21 protein-coding genes are annotated in these 21,592 nt (G+C 58.1%); 13 read left to right on the top strand and 8 right to left on the bottom strand.

Annotation, left to right across the window (positions count from 1 at the left end):
• Positions 1–57 precede the first annotated feature (57 nt).
• The 3 genes from A3GO_RS0119710 to A3GO_RS0119700 form a co-directional block, all read right to left on the bottom strand.
• The gene (locus A3GO_RS0119710; RefSeq protein WP_029134855.1) at positions 58–1,635 is read right to left on the bottom strand and encodes a methyl-accepting chemotaxis protein; all 1,578 of its coding nucleotides are present in this window, start codon (positions 1,633–1,635) and stop codon (positions 58–60) included.
• 299 nt (positions 1,636–1,934) lie between these two features.
• Positions 1,935–2,579 (bottom strand): TorF family putative porin, encoded by a 645-nt coding sequence (locus tag A3GO_RS0119705; protein ID WP_029134854.1) that lies wholly within the window; start codon positions 2,577–2,579, stop codon positions 1,935–1,937.
• A 250-nt stretch (positions 2,580–2,829) separates the two neighbouring features.
• The gene (locus tag A3GO_RS0119700) at positions 2,830–3,258 is read right to left on the bottom strand and encodes a hypothetical protein (protein ID WP_245621800.1); all 429 of its coding nucleotides are present in this window, start codon (positions 3,256–3,258) and stop codon (positions 2,830–2,832) included.
• A gap of 114 nt (positions 3,259–3,372) precedes the next feature.
• Here A3GO_RS0119700 and A3GO_RS0119695 point away from each other — a divergent pair, with 114 nt between their 5' ends.
• Positions 3,373–3,768: a hypothetical protein gene (locus tag A3GO_RS0119695; protein ID WP_029134852.1), complete on the top strand. Its 396-nt coding sequence runs from the start codon at positions 3,373–3,375 to the stop codon at positions 3,766–3,768.
• Between the two features lie 218 nt (positions 3,769–3,986).
• Positions 3,987–4,970: an N-acetylmuramidase domain-containing protein gene (locus A3GO_RS0119690; protein ID WP_084610275.1), complete on the top strand. Its 984-nt coding sequence runs from the start codon at positions 3,987–3,989 to the stop codon at positions 4,968–4,970.
• Here the strand turns inward: A3GO_RS0119690 and A3GO_RS24730 are convergent.
• Positions 4,942–7,677 (bottom strand): patatin-like phospholipase family protein, encoded by a 2,736-nt coding sequence (locus tag A3GO_RS24730; RefSeq protein ID WP_051302687.1) that lies wholly within the window; start codon positions 7,675–7,677, stop codon positions 4,942–4,944. The two genes, A3GO_RS0119690 and A3GO_RS24730, sit on opposite strands and share 29 nt — an antisense overlap.
• A 197-nt stretch (positions 7,678–7,874) precedes the next feature.
• Between A3GO_RS24730 and A3GO_RS0119680 the strand changes: the two genes are divergently transcribed.
• The gene (locus A3GO_RS0119680) at positions 7,875–8,285 is read left to right on the top strand and encodes a zinc ribbon domain-containing protein (RefSeq protein ID WP_084610273.1); all 411 of its coding nucleotides are present in this window, start codon (positions 7,875–7,877) and stop codon (positions 8,283–8,285) included.
• 21 nt (positions 8,286–8,306) lie between these two features.
• The gene (locus A3GO_RS25505; RefSeq protein ID WP_051302685.1) at positions 8,307–9,320 is read left to right on the top strand and encodes a TIR domain-containing protein; all 1,014 of its coding nucleotides are present in this window, start codon (positions 8,307–8,309) and stop codon (positions 9,318–9,320) included.
• Here the strand turns inward: A3GO_RS25505 and A3GO_RS0119665 are convergent.
• The 4 genes from A3GO_RS0119665 to A3GO_RS0119650 all read right to left on the bottom strand — a co-directional run bounded on the left by A3GO_RS0119665 (position 9,307) and on the right by A3GO_RS0119650 (position 12,490).
• Positions 9,307–9,729, bottom strand: coding sequence for a DUF4399 domain-containing protein (locus A3GO_RS0119665; RefSeq protein ID WP_029134849.1), 423 nt, complete (start codon positions 9,727–9,729; stop codon positions 9,307–9,309). The genes A3GO_RS25505 and A3GO_RS0119665 overlap by 14 nt on opposite strands.
• Positions 9,730–9,865: 136 nt before the next feature.
• Positions 9,866–10,633, bottom strand: a complete 768-nt coding sequence (locus tag A3GO_RS24720) for an efflux RND transporter periplasmic adaptor subunit (RefSeq protein ID WP_037376133.1) — start codon at positions 10,631–10,633, stop codon at positions 9,866–9,868.
• Positions 10,630–11,934, bottom strand: a complete 1,305-nt coding sequence (locus A3GO_RS24715; RefSeq protein ID WP_051302683.1) for a TolC family protein — start codon at positions 11,932–11,934, stop codon at positions 10,630–10,632. Before A3GO_RS24715 ends, A3GO_RS24720 begins: the two co-directional genes overlap by 4 nt.
• A 16-nt stretch (positions 11,935–11,950) precedes the next feature.
• On the bottom strand, positions 11,951–12,490 hold the full coding sequence (locus A3GO_RS0119650; RefSeq protein WP_084610272.1) for a thioredoxin family protein: 540 nt from the start codon (positions 12,488–12,490) through the stop codon (positions 11,951–11,953).
• 465 nt (positions 12,491–12,955) lie between these two features.
• On the opposite strand from A3GO_RS0119650, the gene A3GO_RS0119645 reads away from it, so the two are divergent.
• The 9 genes from A3GO_RS0119645 to cas2 all read left to right on the top strand — a co-directional run bounded on the left by A3GO_RS0119645 (position 12,956) and on the right by cas2 (position 21,295).
• Positions 12,956–15,244 (top strand): CRISPR-associated helicase/endonuclease Cas3, encoded by a 2,289-nt coding sequence (locus tag A3GO_RS0119645; RefSeq protein WP_029134847.1) that lies wholly within the window; start codon positions 12,956–12,958, stop codon positions 15,242–15,244.
• A gap of 20 nt (positions 15,245–15,264) precedes the next feature.
• Positions 15,265–15,951, top strand: a complete 687-nt coding sequence (gene cas5c, locus A3GO_RS0119640) for a type I-C CRISPR-associated protein Cas5c (RefSeq protein WP_029134846.1) — start codon at positions 15,265–15,267, stop codon at positions 15,949–15,951.
• Positions 15,948–17,771 carry a type I-C CRISPR-associated protein Cas8c/Csd1 gene (gene cas8c, locus A3GO_RS0119635; RefSeq protein WP_029134845.1) on the top strand — a complete coding sequence of 608 codons (1,824 nt, stop codon included), beginning with the start codon at positions 15,948–15,950 and terminating at the stop codon, positions 17,769–17,771. Before cas5c ends, cas8c begins: the two co-directional genes overlap by 4 nt.
• Positions 17,772–17,776: 5 nt before the next feature.
• Entirely contained in the window at positions 17,777–18,670 is an 894-nt protein-coding gene (cas7c, locus tag A3GO_RS24710; protein ID WP_245621799.1) for a type I-C CRISPR-associated protein Cas7/Csd2, read from the top strand.
• 73 nt (positions 18,671–18,743) lie between these two features.
• A complete protein-coding gene (locus A3GO_RS0119625) occupies positions 18,744–18,983 on the top strand; it encodes an AbrB/MazE/SpoVT family DNA-binding domain-containing protein (protein ID WP_029134844.1) in 240 nt (79 codons plus the stop codon).
• Positions 18,977–19,285, top strand: coding sequence for a type II toxin-antitoxin system PemK/MazF family toxin (locus A3GO_RS0119620; protein WP_029134843.1), 309 nt, complete (start codon positions 18,977–18,979; stop codon positions 19,283–19,285). Before A3GO_RS0119625 ends, A3GO_RS0119620 begins: the two co-directional genes overlap by 7 nt.
• A gap of 29 nt (positions 19,286–19,314) precedes the next feature.
• Positions 19,315–19,959, top strand: a complete 645-nt coding sequence (cas4, locus tag A3GO_RS0119615; protein ID WP_029134842.1) for a CRISPR-associated protein Cas4 — start codon at positions 19,315–19,317, stop codon at positions 19,957–19,959.
• A complete protein-coding gene (cas1c, locus tag A3GO_RS0119610) occupies positions 19,956–20,990 on the top strand; it encodes a type I-C CRISPR-associated endonuclease Cas1c (protein WP_029134841.1) in 1,035 nt (344 codons plus the stop codon). Before cas4 ends, cas1c begins: the two co-directional genes overlap by 4 nt.
• Positions 20,991–21,004: 14 nt before the next feature.
• Positions 21,005–21,295 (top strand): CRISPR-associated endonuclease Cas2, encoded by a 291-nt coding sequence (cas2, locus tag A3GO_RS0119605; protein WP_029134840.1) that lies wholly within the window; start codon positions 21,005–21,007, stop codon positions 21,293–21,295.
• Positions 21,296–21,592: the final 297 nt, after the last annotated feature.

The following is a 21,592-nucleotide window of genomic DNA, read 5'->3' as shown; positions in this document are numbered from 1 at the left end:
CTATGGGGCTAAGCATAGCGGAAATCACTCACGGGATGGCACGCCGGGCCCGGTGAATCAGCCACGCTTGTCCATGAATTGATCCACCAGTCCATCCAGCCGGATAATGGATTGAACTATCTGTTCCGTGGCGGCGGCACTCTGCCTGGCACCCAGTGATGTCTCTTCGGAAACCTGGCTGATATTGACAATGCTTTTCTGAATATCATCCGCCACCGCGCTCTGCTCTTCGGAAGCCGTGGCTATCTGGAAGTTCATGTCGCTGATGGTATTGATGGTTTTCGTCAAGGTTCGCAACGCCTCACCCGCGCGCGCGGCAATATCGACGCAGTTACCGGCACTCGCCTGGCTCCGGTCCATGACCTGCACCGCCTCCCTGGCGCCACCCTGCAGATGGTCAATCATCTTCTCAATCTCCTGGGTCGACTCCTGGGTGCGACTGGCCAGGGTCCTCACTTCATCGGCCACCACGGCAAATCCGCGCCCCTGTTCACCGGCACGCGCCGCCTCAATGGCGGCATTGAGCGCCAGCAGGTTGGTCTGCTCGGCAATGCCCTTGATCACGGCAAGAATACTGCCGATATTTTCGCTGTAGCCGGAAAGCTGCTGGATCACCCCCGAGGATTGCTGGATCTCTTCACTGAGATGATGGATGGCACTAATCGCCTCTTCCACGACCCCCTGTCCGGCCTGACTCTCCCGCTGACTGGCGGCAGTGTGCTCAGCGGTCATGGCCGCGTTTCTCGCCACCTCCTGAACCGTGGCTGACATCTCCGTCATCGCCGTGGCCACCTGGGTAATCTCGCACTGCTGGGTGCTTACACCCTGGCTGGTGCGATTGGCCGCCTCCGATGTGACATCCGCAGTCTCGCGCAAGATTCGGGTGGTATCTGAAAGCCGGCCGATAACGGCATTAAGTTTGGAACGGCGCATGCGCATCGCCACCTGTATCTGACCGAATTCATCATCCCGATCAGTATAAATTTTGCACATCAACGGATTATCGAATATGGACCTGGCGCGCTTGACCAGGGCTGCCAGCGGCAACATCACCAGGGTATTGGCGATGACGATCAGTCCGGCACTCAGCAGCCATCCCACCACACTGTAGGCCTGCAGCGACTCCGTCAGGCTGGTCAGTGCTGCCGGCAGCAGCGCCACCAGGTTTGACAGAATCAGCAGATTGCGCACGCCCAGCCGGGCACGCAGACTCGGTTTATAGTTTTTCCCTTCCTGCAGCCTTTTGTATAAGTGGCTTGCCCGTGTGACACACGCTTTTTCCGGTTTATAGCGAACAGACTGGTACTCAAATGCCTGTCCGTTGAGCTCGATAGGCGTGACCAGGGCATCGACCCAGTAGTAATCACCGTTCTTGCAGCGGTTCTTCACCAGGCCCATCCAGGCTTTTCCGGATTTAACCGTATCCCAGAGATTCTGAAACGCGGCAGGCGGCATATCCGGATGGCGGACGACGTTGTGGTTCTTGTTCAGCAACTCATTTTCCGCAAAGCCACTGATGTCGACAAAGTCGGGGTTGATATAGGTAATGGCCCCCTTCAGATCTGTGGTGGAAAGTATGTTTGCATCGATGTTGAACTGCTTTTCCACATCGGTTACCGGATGATTAATCTTCATACGTTATTATTCTCTGCACACTGGTGAAAATTCATGGGTACGACATCGGCGCTGTTTATTCATGTACTGACATAGAGCGGCCCGGGGAGAAATAACTTGATTATGAACTGACATTCCTGTGCGTTCGCTTTGATTTATGTCAACCGCACACAGCCTGTCTATCCATGACACAGCCCCAAACTGCATGCCCTGGAGATATATCACTATGATGACAGGCCGCCCCCAAAAGCGAGGCTGCCACGCAATTCCGATCCGATGGGCAATGCGGGGCGGACAAAAGCCGCCCCGGCAGGATGTATTCAGAAGCTTTTTGAAATGGTCAGAATGCCACGGCCATCCGCCAGTGAGTTACTGCTACTGTCGGTATCTGTATAGGCCAGTTCAAAATCGACACCAAGAGCAGATTTGGTGACACCCAATTTCCAGTCCGTCACCTCCTCACCGGCATCGGGATCGTTATAGCCGATATGCAGCCCCAGACCGAAACCCTGCGGCAAGGCAAACTCTGCACCCGCCTCCCAGTAGGTGTTGTCATTGTCCGGATCATGGGAGACCTTGGCGCTAATGAAGTCGTAACTCAGGCCCACATAGACCTCTTCAAAATTGAGATCCGACTCGCTGGGATAGTCATAATGAATCACGCCCACATCCAACCCGAGGCCACTGGAAAATTCGGTACTGTAGCCACCGTACAGATCCAGCTCCACATTGGCATCGCTTTTGAAATCGACATTGGACCCCCACACCCCGATATAGAAACCGCTGGCGTGGGCATAGTCAAAGCCGCCCTGAATGGCCGGCCCGTTATCGGTCTGGGAAGTACCACGCCAGACGTAGTCGGAGGTTAACGCCACATTGGCGCTGATCGGCCCCTCAGCCAGCGCCAGCCCATTGTATGTACCCGCCAGCAGCGCGCCGGCGATAGCTAGTTTTTTCAGTTTCATGTTGAATTTACCTTCATTGCAGAGTGATGTATCAAGTAAAAAACCACGCAGACATGGTCGACTCACTTTCACTCAGCACGGCCTGTGCCAAATCAAAATAATTTTTATATTACAAACAGTTAGTATTCCAGCTTGGCCGTGAACGCAGACAGGCCGCACTCGATTTGTGCAGCGCAGCGAAAGAATCAAAAGGCATTGCTTCAATGTGGGGCAGCGTTAGCTTCAAACGGGTCACCATCCGGCAGCGTGCTCAACGCACCCGGTAGCCCGCATGGCAGGCGGTACAGGCCGCGGTGATCTCGCGCAGTGATTTGTAAGCCGCCAGCACATCACCCTCCTGGGCGATGCGGGAAAAACGGCTGGCGGAACGGTGCATCCGGGTACCGGCCTGCTGCATCCCCTGAGGATAGAACGGGGCCATATGGCTGGCGCCATGCTTTTCCAGGGAGCTCATGCCCAGTTCCGATTCGGCCAGGTCAGCGGCCGCATCCAGCCGCCCTTCCGCGAGCAGCAGTAACAATCGATCGAGCACCTCCAGATGGCCGCGCATATTCTGCAGCATATGCGCCTGCATGGGAGCCGGTAACTCAACCAGGATTCTGGGATCCGGTTCGGCAGCGGCCGGTGTGGCCAGGAGAAGGATCAATGGGACAGTCGTCAGATGGAATCGGTAGGACACGGGACACCTCGGAAGATTATTTGCCGGGCTCCATTCCAGGCGCAGAATGGCACGCTTCAACGCCATAGACTCCCCCCATTCGGCAGATTCTGCAAGGCGTGCTAAATTCAGCCTATGGCCACCCTTCGCCGCTTCCGCAAACGTCCTGACCAGGCGGTTACCGCTATCAAACTGGCGCTGGACACCGAGGGCCTCCGTTATCGCAAATGGGGGGGCAATCAACATGGCCAGCCCGGTGACTGGCTGGTCGACAACGCGGGTGACATCTACACCGTCGCCGCCGATGTGTTTGCCCGCACTTACCGACAGGTCTCCCCCGGTCGTTTTATCAAGTCGACACCGGTGTGGGCGCGTCGGACCGAGCATGCGGGCACGCTGAAAACCCGCGAAGGCGAGTCGCACTTCGCCGCAGGTGATTATCTGGTGTTCAACCAGCCGGACGAAACCGATGGCTACTGCATGGCAGCGGAGCGGTTTCACGCCATGTACGAGCCGGATAACAGCGAATAACCGGTTCCGCCTGTCGGGTTAGCCGGAAACCCAACCTACGTTATTCGCGACACAGGTCGGATTAGCGCAGCGTCATCCGACGAAGATGTTGCGAGGTTGTGAAACGGTGGCGCACCCGACCCGTCGGGTTACGCTTTCGGCTGAGCAGACCTACCCCTGGTTCGGCGGCCGCACACTGCTATCATCTTAACAGTCAGGCAGAGGATGGGGGCATCAAAATGGACATCGTCTCGCTCGTCAACGATCCGCGTATTCAGCAGATTCTTACGCACCCTGCCGACGAGGACGGCATCTGGCGCAGCGCACTGAAAAGGCTACTCGCCTCCGACATTCGGTTGACCCGGAAATCGGCCGGCGAATCCGCCATCAAGGCGTTGCAACGGCTGATGATTTTTCTCGGTTACTCCACCGCCGCCAGCGGCGCCTTTCTGATCGACGGCGACTTCGGCCGCGGGACCAACCGGGGGGTCGCCCAGTTCAAATACGACTACCAGCTCGGTGGAAAAATATCCCGCGCAGCGCTCTGTTATCCCTGTCAATGGAACAGCGCCGGTCGTCTGATCGATACTATCCCTGAGACCACCCTGGACCAGGCGACACTGCAGGCAATGCTGCTGGCGGCCTACCAGCGCTGTGAACACAATCAGGTGATGTCAGGCGACATCGACCTGGCGATCTTCCACCTCAACGCCCTGCATGAAAACCGCTTCCTCGATTGCCGCGCGATTCTGGATCGCTATGGCGATGCCGCCGTGGCCGCTTCACGGGCCCAACAACAGGAGGGGATCGACATCCGGCCCGAGTGGGTGCTGTCCATTATCCGCCAGGAGACAGCGGGGATTATCCGTCCACGCTTCGAACAGCACTATCTGTCGCGCCTCAACTCTCTCCATCCCGACAGCGATCTGGAGGAGCTGCGCATGCAGTCGATGAGCCTAGGGCTGGGCCAGATCATGGGGTGCAATTACCGCGCGGTTGGCGCGCCGGATGCGCGCACGCTGTTTACCGCCCCGGTCGATGAGCAGGTGGCCTATGTGGCGCGTTTCCTGAAGCCGCGCCGCACAGAGATCCAAAAGCAAAACCCCGCCGAGGCCGATTTTCACCGGGTCGCGCGATTCTACAATGGTCCGAAATACGCCGCCCACCACTACCACGAACGGTTGGCCCGCTGGTTCAGGGAGTTCCGTCTGCTGATGTCATGACGCCTGCCCGGCGGTCGGGTGAGCGCAGTCGTCCCAGGCGCAGGAACAGGCGATCGAACAGCAGCAGATGCAGTGTGGGGATAATCCATCCGATCAGGCCGATTCCCACGCCGATGGCCGCCCTGCGCAGAATCGAGCGCAACTTGAAAAACTGCATAATGCGCTTGCCGAAACGCTGGCCAAACAGGGCCAATACCAGGTAGCCGGCCAGCAACATCATCACGCCACCGGCCAGGTTGCCCAGGGTCAACGAGCGGTGCAGCCAACCCAGCAGGGCCTGTACCGACGCGGTCTCCATCAGGCTCATCTGGGGATTGTTGAGCAGCCCGCTGATGACCCAGTAGCCAACTCCGCCGAGCAGCAGCACGGCCAGCGTAACCGCCAGCGCCGCCAGCGCACCATGGAGGTGCCACACCTTGAAAAACTTCATATGCGAGACACCGAGGTGGCGGTCCAGGGCCGCCGCGCTGAGACCGTTCCCGGTCGTGGCGGTGGACTGCATCGCCCCATCCAGTTGACGGAAGGACCAGGGGCGGGTCACATCCCGTATCAACGGGAATGATTTCAGTGAGCCGGCCGCACGCGACATGGCGTGGTAACCACTGTTCATCAGTGCAAAGGCCTCCACATCGGTAAACGAATCCAGGTCGGTGCGCATCATGGCCAGGCGCTGTTGCACGTCCCTGCGTACGCCGTAACCGGTGACCGGTGCCGCCGTCGCCGGTTCGGCAGGCACCCCGCTCCCCTTCCAGTCGACCTCTTTCCCGTCCAGGCCCTGGGTCAGGTGCACATAGGTCATGCCCTTCAACTGCACACTGGATTTTCGTGCGTGCAGGTCTTCGTATTCACTGCCGCGTATGCGCCCCATCATTACCGACATACTGCGCAATACCGGACCCAGAATACCGCCGGCCGGATCGTCGTTGGGGTTCAACTGACCACTGGCATCGCTGACGATCATCACGGCGCAGTCCTGCTCAGTCAGCGCGGCCACACCCAGGTTGTCATAAACCCCGCCGTCAACCAGCCGGATATTGTTCTGTTCATACAACCGCGGCAGTTCAATCGGCTCAAACAGGCCGGGCACACAGGAGGAGGCCGCCACCGCATGGCCAAGCCGGAAATGCCGATAGCGCGGTTCCGGCGCCTCCTGATAATAGAGCCGGCGCAGACGCGGGTTCTTGTCGAATTCACGGTTGACAATATTGGGTGACTCACCCATCCAGCTGACGGTGAACTGCCACAAGTGACCGGTATTCAGGGTGGTGGCATTGAGTACCAGCTGGGGAATCTTGTGACAGCGCCGCCAGTTGACATTGCCGGGGCGAAAGTCGTCAGCCTCGTCCGGCGGTTGAATGAACAACTCATCCAGGGAGCGTCGCTGCTGCCCGGCGTCATCAACCCGGCTATAGAGGTGTTTTTCATACAGCTCGCCCAGGTATTCGGTGCGTGAGTAGGTGGGCAGAAACAGCATCTTGAGATTGGCCCAGGGATTGGCCAGCACGCGCATACGCAGATTCTTCTGCACCCCGTCGAGAAAATCGTTAATCAGCTTGTCCACCAGGTCGAGATAATCCTGCTGGCTGATTTCGTCATCCCGCAGGCCAGATTCTGTCGGCTCGGCCGGGCGCCGGGTGAACTGCATCAGGCGGCGCAGCTCCAGATAATAGTGGGCACCCACAATGGAGCCGCCGGAGACACAGGAGAGCACCTCCAGATGACGCAGCATGTCCAGCTCGGCCAGTCTGGCCAACACCCCCAGATGATAAAACGAGGCACGGAAACCGCCACCGGAGAGGGCCAGTCCGACCTTGCCCGAGGCGAGGGTCTGCATTGCCCGGCTGGCCGATTCGCCCATCAGTGAGACGATAGCCCGCCACGAGTCGGAGCTGTGAATCTTTTCCGAATCCTCTAGCGGGGATTGCACTTGCACCAGATGAACAAGCTGCTCAACCGTGCTTTTGCGCCACCAGTCCGGCACCCCGTCCAGTTGTGCCGCCCGCGTCAGCAGGCTGTCGGCACGCCCGGTCTCCCCCACGCCCAGGCAGGCCTCCGCCAGGGTTGCCAGCAGCCAGTAGTCCTGGCTGCCGGTCTGGTCGGCGGGCGGCAGGCGTGGGTCGAGTGCTTCGATAACACTGCGTCGCATCATCAAGGCATCGCTGCGTCGTGCCTGCGCGCTCTCGATGGCGTTGTTCACCGGGTAGGAGCGGCTCTCCAGCCAGGCCAGCACATCCTGGATATAGGCGGCATTGATGGCCGTGTAACCGGCGTCCCCGGCAACCCCGCACTCAAATCCCCGCCGATAATAGTGCAGCGACTGTTCCAGCCACTGGCGCCGGTTATCAATACGCCAGCGTCTTTTGTACAGCGCGCCGACCAGGCCGAGAGTCTCCTGGTCCCGCGTTGTCTCAAGATCAAACTCCGACGCCAGCAGCTCCAGCGCCTGGTCAAATGCCGTCAGCTGCAACAGCGTGCAATCCTTATAGGTCGCCAGGGCCAGTCCCTGCACCAGGCGAATACGCTGGGCGCGCTGGATATCGCTACGCGCCAGCACCTTGAGCAACAGGCGCCGGGCCCAGTAGTGGAGATCGACCTCAATCAGCTCCCTGGACAACCGGTCCACATCATCGACCGCCATGGCCCGACCACGCAGTACCGCCTGCGCCTTGCCAATCAGTGCTGAACTGATCTCCTTACGCTTTTCCACGATGCTGCAATCTCCCTTTGCCGGGAAACAGCCCCGACCCCAAACCGGTACCTGTGCACGGTCATAGGCTGAGTATAGTCGACCGCTTTCCGCACCATGCGTCACCCTTGTCAGGCCCGGAGAGCCTGAATTGCCCACAATCCGATTCGATCTGCCGTTGCGAGATCAGTGGTCTACAATTTCAGTTGTGATCCGCAATGGCCCGATCAAGTGGTGAAATCCCCATTCAGGCGGACTGGCCTTGTGAATCACGGCATCAAAAACAGGGAGGGAGCGGCATGTTTTGTCCGGAGTGTGGAACAGAAAACCCAGACAATGCCCGATTCTGCGGCAACTGCCGGCATCCGCTGGCAAGCGCATCAGGCACCACCGGCAGCCACCAGACCGACCCGGTTATCGAGATCGGCGCAGACCCGGCGACCGTCTCGGATGGTATGAAATACGGGATACTGTTCGCTACCCTGTTCATTCCGTTCATCGGACTGATCATGGGCATCATCTACCTGGTGCAGGGTGAATCGGAGGCCAAAAAGGATGTGGGCAAGCTCTGGCTTTACGGCAGTATCGCGGTCATGGTTTTCTATCTCATCATCAGCGGTGAAATGTAACCGGGCGGGAAAGGTAAACCGATGAACAATCCGCCAGCCTTCATCACCCTGCGTCGTAACAAAACCAGCTCCAACCAGCTCCGGCAGTTCACCATCACCCTGGACAACCAGCCGGTCGGCAAGATCAAGTCGGGCCAGACCAAACAGTTCAAGGTGCCTGCCGGTCCCCATCTTATCGGCATCAAGCTGGACCTCTATAAATGTCAGCCGCTGCAGATCCACCTGGCGCCGAATCAGACCCTTGAACTGGTTTGTGGGGACCGCTCACCGGAAAATCTGAAAGAGATTTTCAGTCTGAAAGGAATTGAAAAATCCATCAACTCAGTGATCAAGCCTGGCCAGTATCTCTATGTGGAAGCAACCGCGGACCAACCGCCATCGCCACCCCCACGGGCGGCGGCGCCCGTCACCCCTCCGCCAGCCGGTGTGGCACGGAAAAAGTGCTCAGGTAGTATTTTCGTCTCCTATCGGCGCGAAGACAGTCGGGAAATCACCGGCAGAATCTGTGACCGTCTGATCAGTGAGTTTGGCAAGGAGACCATCTTTCGGGATGTCGACTCCATACCGGCCGGGGTCGATTTCCGCGAACATATCAGCAACACCATCGACCACTGCCACGTGCTGGTGGCGATTATCGGCAACCAGTGGCTGAACGCAAAAAATCCCAAGGGCGAACGCCGCCTGGAACTGGCCACGGATCCGCTTCGGATGGAGATCGAAACCGCCCTGAACAAAGCGATCCCGATCATCCCGGTACTGGTAAAAAACAGCACCATGCCCGATGCGGACGAGTTGCCGGAGAGCCTGCAGCTGCTGGCCTATCTCAACGCCATCCCCATACCCGGCGAGCCCTTTTTTCATAATGGCGTTGATCTGCTGATTGAGGCTCTCAACAAGAACATTTCACCGGACACACCGCTACCACAGGGCGCTCGGCTCAGATTCTGCATCCACTGCGGCACCGAACTGGTTGCCGGCAACCGGTTCTGCATCCAGTGCGGCCAACCGGCCGATGGCGGTGCTACTGCACGGTGATGGTGATCACTTCCGACGCCACTGGCGGATCATGCGGGACATGCGCCTTGTCCCCGAGGATCAGTTGCAGCGTGTGCTGGCCGGGGGTGAGGGTCAGTTCCGTCTGGGTCTGTCCACCGCCAAAGTGCTTGATATCCGTACCCAGCGGCTGGTCCATCATTGGCATCGCCTTGCCGTCCACCAGCAGGTGATGATGACCGGTGTTCTCCTTGTCGATGCCCGCAGGTGCGACGCCCATCCCTTTCAGGCCGAAATGCACGGTGAATGTACTCGGTACCGTGTCACCGTCAGCCGGTGAAATGATATAGACCGAAGCGTCCTCCGGCGAGGGCGTGCGTGCCATCTCCGCAAGCACGGGGGTGGTGATCAACAACAGTAACAGCAGCAGTGAGAGGTGATGCCTGTTCATAATCGCTCCTTGAATGCCACACACTAGACATTGCATTGCACGGCGAGGCCGGCAATGCAGATGTGGGATACACAGATTGATAATAGACGGGGAAACGGACGCCAATTACCCGGAAAAAGTGTGTCAATCGATAGCGTTATTCCGACACATGGATCAGTGCCGGCAGGCCAGCCCTGGCGCTGAAGGCATCGGGGCGATCAAACAGCACCTGCAGTTCATACAGCGGCCCAGCCTGGTCAACCTTCAGTGGCTCCAGTCCGATATGGCGTAACCTGGCATCCAGCTGCCGACCACCGATTTCAACCTGAACAACGCTGTCTTGTGTCAAACGAGCCGCCTGTTCGGCGCTGACCGCAGCCCGGGCCAGCAGCGGACTGTCCTGTGCCAGCTCGACCAGGGGCTCGGCGCGCAACCCACTTATCACCGCCTGCCCTGGCTGAGCGGTCACCGCGACCACCAACCCGGCAAAGGGTGCCGGGATACGGCTCTGCTGCAACAGCACGCGCGCCTCGGCCAGATCGGCCTGCGCCCTGTGCCAGGCAGCCCTGGCCCGCGCCTCGCCGATCTGGGCCAGTTGCAGGTCATGGTCCGACAGCACCGTGCGGTCATACAGTTCGGTGGCCCGTTGCAGCTCCCGCACGCCCTCCTCCCGGCTCTGCCGCGCCTCCTCCAATTCGGCCTCGGCACGGGCAATGCGTGCACGCAGGTGCTGGTCATCCAGCGCCACCAGAAGCTGGCCTTTCTCGACCCGTTGACCGGGTTGCACGGCGACACGGGCGATCACCCCCGAAACGCTCAGCCCCAGGGTGACCCGCTGGCTCCAGTCCAGGCTGGCGCGCAGGGTTTCCGCTACCGCAGCGGAGTGAAACGACAACATCACCAGCACTAGCAGTATCCGCTTCATTGTGGTTTTTCCTCTTCGATCATTGCCTCGGGTTTGATCAGCTGACCGCGCAGGGCATCAAGATTGGCCCAGGCCATGGCCAGCGCGTAATCGGCCTGCGCCTGCTGCAACTGGTAGTCGGATATCTGCGCCTGTGCATCACCCAGGTCCGATTTCACCTCCAACTCGTACAGGGCCCGGCTGCGGTCGATGTAGAGATCGCGGTAAGCGCCCAGGACCGCCAGCTCCTTCTGCCGGTTCTGCAGCACCTGGATCTCCAGCCACAGATCGAGTACCGCCTGGCGCAGCTCCAGCTCGCCGCTGGCCAGCAACGCCTGCCGTTGATGCAGGCGGGCAATCTGCCCGGCCAGCGCGGCATCATACCCGCTGCTGAACAGCGGCACCTCGATCACCAGGGCTGCGGCCAGCGGGTCACGGGTGCTGGTGACCCGGTTATAGGCTGCTGCCTCCAGCTCACCATGTATGGTCGGCCCATGATCGGTTTTCGCCGCACGCACGCCGGCCTGGGCCGCGGCCACCTGACGGCGCAGGGCGCGCAGACGCGGGTTGTTGTTCAGCACCTCTTCGGTCAGGGTAGCCACCTCGGGCAGCTCGCGTTCCAGCTGCAGGGGTGGACGGACCAGGGTACCGGAGAGTTGTTGCGGATGGTTCAGGCTGATGGCCAGCTTCAGTCGGCTGGCGCGCTGCCGGTTCCTGCTGCGCTGCCATTCGGTGCGCCGCTGCTGGAAAATACTCTCCAGCTCCAGCACCTCGATATCGGAAAGCTGTCCCTGCTCATTGCGCTGCCGGGCCTTGTCCCAGTGCAGATAACCCATGGTCATTGCTTCGTTATCGCGGTTGTACTCCAGGTCCGACAGCAACACGTCGAAATAGTCACGCATGATCTCCAGGCGACGCTGCTGGCGTACCTCCAGATAGGACCAGCGGCTGCCAGCCAGCGCGGCATCAGATGCCTCCCGGGTCGCTTCGCTGTGGCCAAAGTCGTACAGCCGCTTACGCATTTTCAGGCGCAGGCTGCTGTCGTTACTACTACTCTCGAGGGCACGATGGGAGGGATGTACCGCGCGTAATGAACCAGTAAGACCGACATTCCAGCCATCCTCAGACTCGCTCAACTCTTGCAGCGCAAGACTCTCATCCACCCTCGCCTGCTGCAGTGCCAGCGCAGGATGCGCCTCATCAGCCAGCGCCAGGGCGTACTCCAGAGTCAATGGCTCCGGCAGCCGCGCCTCCTCGGCATTCAGCACCGGCGCCAGCAACAACGCCAGCGGCCACAGCCGGCTGCGTATCCGTCTCTTCATTATCGATTTCCGCCGTTCATTGGGTTTGCAATCGAGCACGCTTGTAGCGGGTGAAACTCATCTCCCGGAACACCTCATCCACCACGTATTCGCCAAACCAGCGGAACTCCTCCGGCCCCTTGGTGGCACCGGTGTAGCGGGCTCCCTTGATCGGGTCGCCATTAAGATCAAAAAAAGCGAACACCGGGGTTGCCCGCACCCGGTTGCCCTTGAAGGCGAAATCCTTCTCGGTGGTGACATCGCCCTTGAAGTCGGTGATTTCCACGTCACCCTCGATGTCGACGCTCAACACCAGAAAGTGCTGTTTGAAGTAATCCTGGATCTCCGGTTGATTCAGCACTGTCTGCTTCATGCGGTGGCAGAAGGGACACTCATCCATCTCGAACATGATCAGGACGGCCTTCTTGCCGCTCTGTCGGGCCGTCTCCAGCTCCTCGCGGAAATCACCCAGCGTCTGATCGAAGAAATTGCCGGGATCGCGCGGTACACCACCCTGGACCACCAGCATTACCAGGGAGAGCACCAGGCCCAGACCGAACCGTTGCACAGGTCGCATCGTCACACCTCCTCCTTAACCGCTGTCACACTTTTCTAGTTATCCGTCACCCCTCGCCCGCTGGAATGCAAAACACCCAGCAATCGTGAGGACATGGCCGCAGTATATCCGCTGATCCGCTGCCAAGAGATAGTGGTTTTCACCAATTGGCCTCCCCGGAATTACCAAAGCCGTGCTTAGGTAAGGGTATTTCCAGCACCACCGCACTGTAAGAAAGGGTGACATTCCCATGCCACTGCGACCCCAACTGCCTGTTTTGAACAGCTGTCTCTACGGCAAGCCCATCGTGGAGGGACCCGTTAACGAGAGCTGTCGAAGTCCTGAACGAATTCAGGCGGACAACCCGTGGTCGATTTGCATCCGATGACAATTACGGCGTAGGATTGTCCTTCTTTTCCACATGAGGCTCATGGTTTGAGCCCCTGCCCCAGTAACATGCCGGAGAAGCAGGCACAGGAAAGTGGCATGGACTATTACGCACACAGTAACCCCCGGACACCCGACGACTTTTCCCAATGGGAGCCACTGCTGGGACCGGAAGGTCATCTGGAGGCCGTCGAAACCCGTATTCGAGGGTTTGTCGGCACTGCCTTCCGACACATGGCGGCAGATAGCGACGCGTGGCGGCAATCGGGCACCCTGGTCGCCAGATGGCATGACCTGGGCAAATTCTCGGACGCCTTTCAGACGTACTTACGAAGTGTGGGTGGCGATTCCCATTCGGGAGAGGTGCAGGGTAAGGTCGATCACGCGTCGGCTGGGGCACAACACGCGATGAACACCCTCTCTCCCGGATTGGGTGCGATGTTGGCCTACCCCATCGCAGGCCACCATGCCGGACTTTTGGATGCCCTCCACGAAAGTGGTGCCTCGATGAAGAAACGGCTGAAAAAGGAAGTGCCTGAATGGCGGAAAAATGTCCTTGACGATCTGTTACCATCATGCGGATTTGGCATGCGCCAGTTACCGCAGGATCCCTTTGCCGTGGCCTTCGCCGTACGCATGCTCTTCTCCTGCCTGGTCGATGCGGACTTTCTCGCAACCGAGTCTTTCATGAACCCGGAACAGGCGTTGGAAAGACCATCTCGTGATGTCGATTTCGCTGCCCTCTCTCAGCACCTTACACAGTACATGAACGAGCGTTTTGGGGGCGAGCGAGGCCCGGTGGCCAGCGCACGCGCAGAGGTACTGGCAGCTTGCCGTATCAGGGCAGAGGGTGAACCCGGCCTCTATTCGCTCACCGTGCCGACCGGCGGCGGCAAGACCCTCGCATCTCTCGCCTTCGCGCTACGCCACTGTGCAGTCAACGGGCTCAACAGGGTGATTTACGCAATACCCTTCACCAGCATCATCGAGCAGAATGCCCAGGAATTCCGTGATGTTTTGAAAGATTACAGCGAGGACCTGGATGGACTGATCCTGGAACACCACTCCAACTTTGACCCCGAAGAGGAAACCACTCGTTCCCGCCTTGCCTCCGAGAACTGGGACGCGCCGCTGGTGGTCACCACCAATGTGCAACTATTCGAATCACTGTTCGCCAACCGTACCTCGCGCTGTCGCAAACTCCATCGAATTGCAAATTCGGTCATTATCCTGGACGAGGCGCAGACCCTGCCGGTGACGTTGCTCGAACCCTGCCTCAAAGCGCTGCGAGTCTTAACGGAACAGTTTGGCTGCACCGTGGTGCTCTGCACTGCAACCCAACCGGCAATTGAATATCATGACGAGTTCAAGATCGGCCTCTCCAAGGCGATTCCGATCATCAACGACGCCCCGGCGCTCTACCGACGTCTCAAACGTGTCGAGGTGCGTGATGCCGGCGTTCTCGATTGCATTGCCTTGTCTGAGCGTATGGCCGAGCAGGCGCAGGGGCTCGTCATTGTCAACACCCGCCGCCATGCCGCCAATCTGTATGCCGAGCTAAAAGGTAAGACCGGTACCGAGGGCTGCTACCATCTCAGCGCCGCCATGACGCCGGAGCACCGCAGCCGTAAACTGGATGAGATCCGTCAGAAGCTGAAGGACGGGCAACCCTGTCGCGTGGTCGCCACCCAACTTATCGAGGCCGGTGTCGATGTCGATTTTCCCGTGGTCTGGCGAGCCCTGGCCGGGCTCGACTCCATTGCCCAGGCTGCCGGTCGTTGCAACCGCGAGGGCAGGCGTGAACAGGCAATCACATGGATTTTCCGCCCAGCAGAGGAGGCACATGCCAAACTCTACGGGTTCCAGCGTACCAGCGCCGATGCGGCCTCACAGGTAGTGGCGCTATCAAGATACGAGGACCTGTTGGGACTGGATGCGATCGAGCACTATTTTCGGCTCCACTACTGGCAGCACCAGCAGGATTGGGACAAAGAAGGGATCTGCGATCAATTCAAATTTGCCCCGAGTGACCGTGAACTGCCGCTCTACTTCAACTTCGCTACAGCGGCAGAAAAATTCCGCTTTATCAAGGACGCGCAATTGCCGGTAATCGTCCCCTGGGATGACAAGGGCCGTCGGCTGGTCGAGCAGTTGCGCAGCTTTGAGCAGTCGGGTAACCCGGCACCGATAAAGCTCACAAGAAAATTGCAGCGCCATACCGTGAGTGTTGGCAAGCACGCCTGGGACACGGCTCGACAGGCCGGCCACCTGGAACTGCTCTATGACCGTTTCGCGGTGCTCAAGACCGTGGAACTGCATTACAGCGAAGAGCTGGGTTTGCAACTGGATAACCAACTGTACGGGACAGACACCCTTTGCGGTGTATAACCAAGGGAGAACTCAATAACATGGCACAAGGTGTGAAGCTACTCGTCAGCGGTGACTACGCCTGCTGGACCCGCCCCGAGATGAAGGCCGAACGGGTCTCCTACGATGTAATGACCCCATCCGGGGCACGCGGCATCCTGGAGGCGATCTACTGGAAACCGCAGATTCGCTGGATCATCGACAAGATTCACGTATTTAACCCGATCCGCTTCACCAATGTTCGCCGTAACGAAGTCGCAAGCAAGATCCCGGTCGGAAATATCAAGAGCGCTATGAATGGTGGTGGCAAGGTACTCGCCCTTTACGCAGATCAGGATCGCCAGCAACGCGCTACGTTGTTGTTGACCAACGTCCGTTACGGTATCGAGGCCCATTTTGAGGTTATAGACTCCAGGGAACGCGATGGCTCGATCACCTCCGACCCGGCAGCAAAGCACCTGGACACTTTTAATCGTCGGGTGAAGAAGGGGCAATGCTTCCACAGGCCCTATCTCGGCACCCGTGAATTTGCCGCTGATTTCCACCCCGTTGAAGGTGATTGGCCGGTCTGCCCCGAGGAGCTGCACGGGGTCCGCGAACTTGGCTTCATGCTTCACGATATCGACTTTACCGACAACATGACGCCGCGTTTCTTCCGGGCACGTATGGTCGACGGGGTGATTGATGTGGCCGGGTGCCTGAATCAGACGGGAGGGGCACTGGCATGATCCTTCAGGCCCTGAACACCCTCTACAACAGGCTTGCCGACGACCCGGCTTATGGCATAGCGGCGCCCGGTTATAGCACGCAGAAGATCGCTTTTGCGGTGGTTATTCATCCCGATGGGCGGCTGCACGCTATCCATGACCTGCGTGATAACAGTGGCAGGAAACCGCAGCCGGTGCAGTTGTTGGTTCCCGGTCAGTCGAAGCCCACCGGATCGGGACTTAACCCCTGTTTTCTGTGGGACAACAGCGCTTATCTGCTGGGCCACGTAACCCCGCGTGGGCCGAAAGAATCAGATGATGAATATCTAAAGCGCAAAGAGCGAACAGCCAAGTCATTTGTGGCCTTGCGTGAGCAGCATCTGGCGAAAGAGGGAATGATCGATGACCCGGACTTCAATAGTGTCTGCCGTTTTCTCGAACAGTGGCAACCGGACCGGTGCCAGGAGTTCGAGTTGCTCAACGAGCTGATCAGTGGTTTTGGCATATTTCAGATCATTGGTGAAACTCGCTATGTGCATGAGAACCAAGTTATCCGTGACTGGTGGGATAAGCAGCAAGCGACGGATGATGGAGCGGACCGTATAAGGAGTATGTGCCTGGTTACAGGTGAACAATCCGTACCCGCCAAGATCCATGAGCCCAAGATCAAAGGGGTTGGTGGAGCACAATCCTCCGGTGCGCTGTTGGTATCCTACAATTGCGATGCCTTTACCTCTTACGGCAAGGAACAAAGCCGCAACGCGCCGGTTTCCGAGGCCGTCGCGTTCCGTTATTGCACCGCACTGAATGGTGTTCTCAGCGGGCCACGCAGTAACCAGCATCGCATTACGGTTGGTGATTCCACCGTCGTTTTCTGGACTGACCAGCCTACTGTCACCGAGGCGCTGTTGGGTGACCTGTTCAGTGGTGGTCTGCAAGCTGATGCAACACAGGATGAAGCAGCGCTACAACAGACAAAGGTACTCCTCAAGGCGCTACGAAACGGCGGTGGTGAATTGGCCTCACTGGGCGACGATCCGACAACGCCGATCTATCTCCTCGGTCTCGCACCCAATGCCGCCCGGTTATCCGTGCGCCTCTGGCATGCCGATTCACTTCTTGGGTTGTTTGATAGCCTGAAGGCGCATTATGACGCCCTGCATATAGTGCGGCAGTTCGAAGAGGGCAGTAAGCGACCCGACCCGGTATTTCCACCCGCATGGATGCTGCTGCGCGAAACTGCCCGCGAGCCCAAAGATATCCAACCACTGCTTGGTGGCGCCCTGATGCGCGCCATCCTCCAGGGCACACCTTACCCCGATGCACTGGCCAGCGCGGTGGTTCGCCGCATCCGTACCGACCACACCATCAACTACTGCCGTGCCGCAATGCTCAAGGCGTGGCTGACCAGAAAGCCAAATCAACAAGGAGGAATTCCCGTGAGTCTCGATACAGAAAGAACTGATCCAGCCTATCGGTTGGGTCGGCTGTTCGCTGCGCTCGAAAAGACCCAGGAGCGGGCGCAGCCCGGCATTAATGCCACCATCCGGGAGCGCTTTTACAGCGCCGCTTCCGCCACCCCGTCCATGGTATTCCCGCGCCTGCTGCGCACTTATCAACACCATCTGGCGAAGCTACACCCGGGAGAGAAAGTCAAGCGGGAAAAGCTGGTGCAGGAGATTGTAGATGGCATGGACACCATGCCGCCACACCTCAATCTGGAGGCGCAGGCCAATTTCGCTATTGGCTATTACCACCAGCGAAAGGCGTTGTTCAACGGGAACGGTGAAACAAAAATAACCAGCAATGATCAGGAAATCACAAACGAGGTTCAGGAGTAATGCCCATGCAAAACCGCTACGACTTTATCTATCTGTTTGATGTAAAAGATGGCAACCCCAATGGCGATCCGGATGCCGGCAACCTGCCGCGTGTCGATGCCGAGACCGGCCACGGACTGGTTACCGATGTCTGTCTGAAACGCAAGGTGCGTAACTTTGTTGAACTGGCTAAAGGAGAAAATGCCGAGGGCTATAAGATCTATGTGCGTGAGAAGGCAGTCCTGAACCGCAAGCATGAGGAAGCCTACAAGCAATTTGATCTTAAGCCCGAATCGAAGAAGCTTCCGAAAAAAGTGGAGGATGCCAAGAAGGTAACCGGATTCATGCTGAGCAATTTTTTCGATATACGTACTTTTGGCGCGGTGATGACTACGGAGATCAATTGTGGTCAGGTGCGTGGTCCAGTGCAGTTGACCTTTGGAAGATCGATTGATCCGGTCATATCGTCCGAGCATGCCCTGACTCGCATGGCTGTAACAAACGAAAAGGATCTTGAGAAAGAACGCACCATGGGCCGCAAATTCACCATCCCCTATGGCCTCTACTGTAGCCACGGCTTTATCAGCGCCCCACTGGCTGAACAGACCGGTTTTTCGGACGATGACCTGGAACTCTTCTGGAAATCGCTGGAACAGATGTTTGACCATGATCGATCAGCCGCCCGGGGGGAGATGAGTGCCAGAGGCTTGCTGGTGTTCAAACATAATGATCGGCTGGGCAACACCTCTGCCCATGCCTTGTTTGATCGCGTGACCATTGATCGGGTCGATCCCAGTGAACCGGTGCGAAATTTTTCAGGCTATCGCGTCCGGTTCGATGGTGTTCCTGTTGACGAGATCGTTTCGCCTGGTGGAGAGACGGATCTGGGAAATGGTGTCACCCTGATGCGTCGTTTCTGACCAAAAGCAGGCTTGCACCAAACAAGGCGAGGTACTAACATTGTTATTACTTAATTCAGCAGAGTCACTGACGATGAAAAGCACCCTTCGAAAGATCGGCAACTCCCGTGGCGTTCTGATCCCGGCCTCATTTCTCGCAGCTTGCGAGATCGATAACGACATTGAACTGCGTCTTGATGGCAAGCGTATTGTCATCGAACCGGTCCGTGCCCCACGCACGGGCTGGTTCGATGGCTATCGTCCGGAAGCAGACGAGGATGTCTGGGCCGACCTGATTGAAACCGAGGATGAGAACGAGGATTGGCAATGGTAAAGCGCGGCGAGGTCTACTGGGTGCACCTGGACCCGACACGGGGGAGCGAGATAAGAAAAACCAGGCCCGCACTGGTGGTCTCTCCCGACGATATGAACCAGGTGTTACCCCGGGTAATCATCGCACCACTCACCAGCAAGGGACAGCCGTTAGGTTGTCGCCCCGAGATTCGATTCCAGAATAAACGCGCCCGCATCCTGCTCGACCAGATCCGCACGGTGGACCGGCAGCGCCTGGGGGAAAAAATGGGCAATATCGAGCTGGAAATCTGGCATCCGGTTTTGATGGAAATGCTGGCCTGAATCGGGCGTTGCCGAGGAACGGGGAGCTCATGGAGTCAGACGAAAAGGATCTTCTGCCGCTCTCGGCCTTGCAGCACTTCGCCTATTGTCCGCGTCAGTTTGCGCTGATCCATCTGGAGCAGATCTGGGAAGAGAACCGCTTTACCGCTGAAGGCCAGATACTGCATGAACGGGCCAACAGTGGCGAAACCGAGACGCGTGGTGATATCCACACCGCCCGCAGTCTCAGGCTGGTAAGCCATACCTTGGGGTTGACCGGTATCGCCGATGTGGTGGAGTTTCATCGTCATACACAAGGCACGGAGCTACCCGGACGAAGCGGACTCTGGCATCCCTTCCCAGTGGAATACAAGCGGGGGCGATCCAAGGCCGATGATTGGGATCGGCTTCAACTCTGCGCCCAGGCGATCTGCCTTGAAGAGATGCTGGGCGTCGAGGTGTCTGAAGGGGCCATTTTCTATGGCAAGCCCCGCAGACGGGAAGCGGTGGAGATTAATGAGTCGTTGCGCGACACGACAAGGGAGTTGTCCATGCGGATGCATGCTCAATGGTCTGAACGGCGTACACCCCCAGCCGACTATGGTCCAAAGTGTGATCGCTGTTCCCTCAAGGAACATTGCTTTTCTGCAAGCTCCACAGCCAGCAACTACCTGAAACGGATGTTGGAACCATGAAACAGCTGTTGAACACTTTATACGTTACCACCCAGGGCACCTGGCTGGCCCGGGAACGGGAGAATGTGCTGGTTCGCGTCGAGAAGGAAACCCGTCTGCGACTGCCCATCCATACCCTGGGTGCCATTGTCTGCTTTGGGCAAATATCCGCCAGCGCTCCATTGATGGGACTCTGTGCTGAACGTGGCGTCGCACTCGCTTTCCTGACAGAGTGGGGACGTTTCCTGGCGCGAGTTCATGGCCCGGTTTCGGGCAACGTACTGATGCGCCGTCAGCAATACCGCTGGGCGGATGACCCGGATCAGACAGCACATATCGTCCGTATTCTGGTGGCGGCGAAAATCGCCAACAGTCGGACCGTGTTGCAAAGGGCGTTACGCGACAGACCCGAGGCCAATGGTTCGCAAAGCATAAAGGCGGCCGTGGACCACCTCGCCACATTGCAACGGGGCGTGCTCGGCCGTGATGAAGGTGTTGATAGCATACGTGGTTGCGAGGGGGCAGCGGCCAAGGCCTACTTTGAAGTCTTCGACTACCTGATAACCCATCAAAATGAAACATTTCGTTTCGCGGGCCGCAGTCGGCGGCCCCCGCTGGATGCGGTAAATGCGCTGTTATCGTTCCTCTACACACTGCTCATGCAGGATGTTGTTGCTGCCTTGGAGTGCGTAGGGTTGGACCCAAGCGTTGGATTTCTGCATCGGGACCGGCCCGGACGCCCCGGACTCGCGCTGGATCTCATGGAAGAACTCAGGCCCTTTCTGGCCGATCGCCTGGTACTCAGTCTGATCAACCGGAAGCAAGTTGCCGTCAATGGGTTCACCACCACCGAGAGCGGGGCTGTCACTATGGATGACGCCACCCGGAAAGCCGTGCTGGTAGCATGGCAAGAGCGCAAACGGGATACCCTGCGTCACCCGTTTCTTGAAGAAGAGATAGAACTGGGTCTCTTGCCCCACCTGCAGGCACAACTCATGGCGCGTTACATACGTGGTGACCTAGATGCATATCCCGCCTTCATCTGGCGCTGAAGAGGTCTAAGCCGATGATGGTACTGGTAACCTATGATGTACGTACTGACACGCCGGGTGGGGCCAGAAGGCTGAGACGTGTTGCCAAAATCTGTCTTGACTACGGACAGCGAGTGCAATACTCCGTCTTTGAGTGCCTAGTCGATCCGGCTCAGTGGGCAGTCATGCGACAAGAGCTGCTTGATGAAATTGATAAAACCGAGGACAGCCTGAGATTCTATTTTCTCGGTGCCAACTGGAAACGACGACTGGAACATATCGGCGCCAAGCCAGGCTATGACCCGCAAGGTACGTTGATTCTCTGAAGCCTAGTGCGCGAACCCCAAGTACTCATATAAACCTTGGCAGGTTCGCGCAGCTCATTAACAACTTGAAAACAAAACAATCGGGTGGTTCCGCCGAACAATCCCATGAATATTTCCCAAGGATATTGCATGGAGAGAGTAAGGTTCGCGGTAATCCGGTTTTTTTATCTTATCTAATAACCAGTTATACTGGAGCGGTCGCCCCCCATGCGGGGGCGCGGATTGAAACGCCTGCCCGCTGGAGCTGTGGCAGGCCGGCATGAGTCGCCCCCCATGCGGGGGCGCGGATTGAAACTC

Origin of the sequence: Sedimenticola selenatireducens DSM 17993 (assembly GCF_000428045.1) — a bacterium.
Lineage (GTDB): Bacteria > Pseudomonadota > Gammaproteobacteria > Chromatiales > Chromatiaceae > Sedimenticola > Sedimenticola selenatireducens.
The sequence above is the reverse complement of the archived record's forward strand: the minus strand, read 5'-3'. Positions and strand labels throughout refer to the sequence as shown.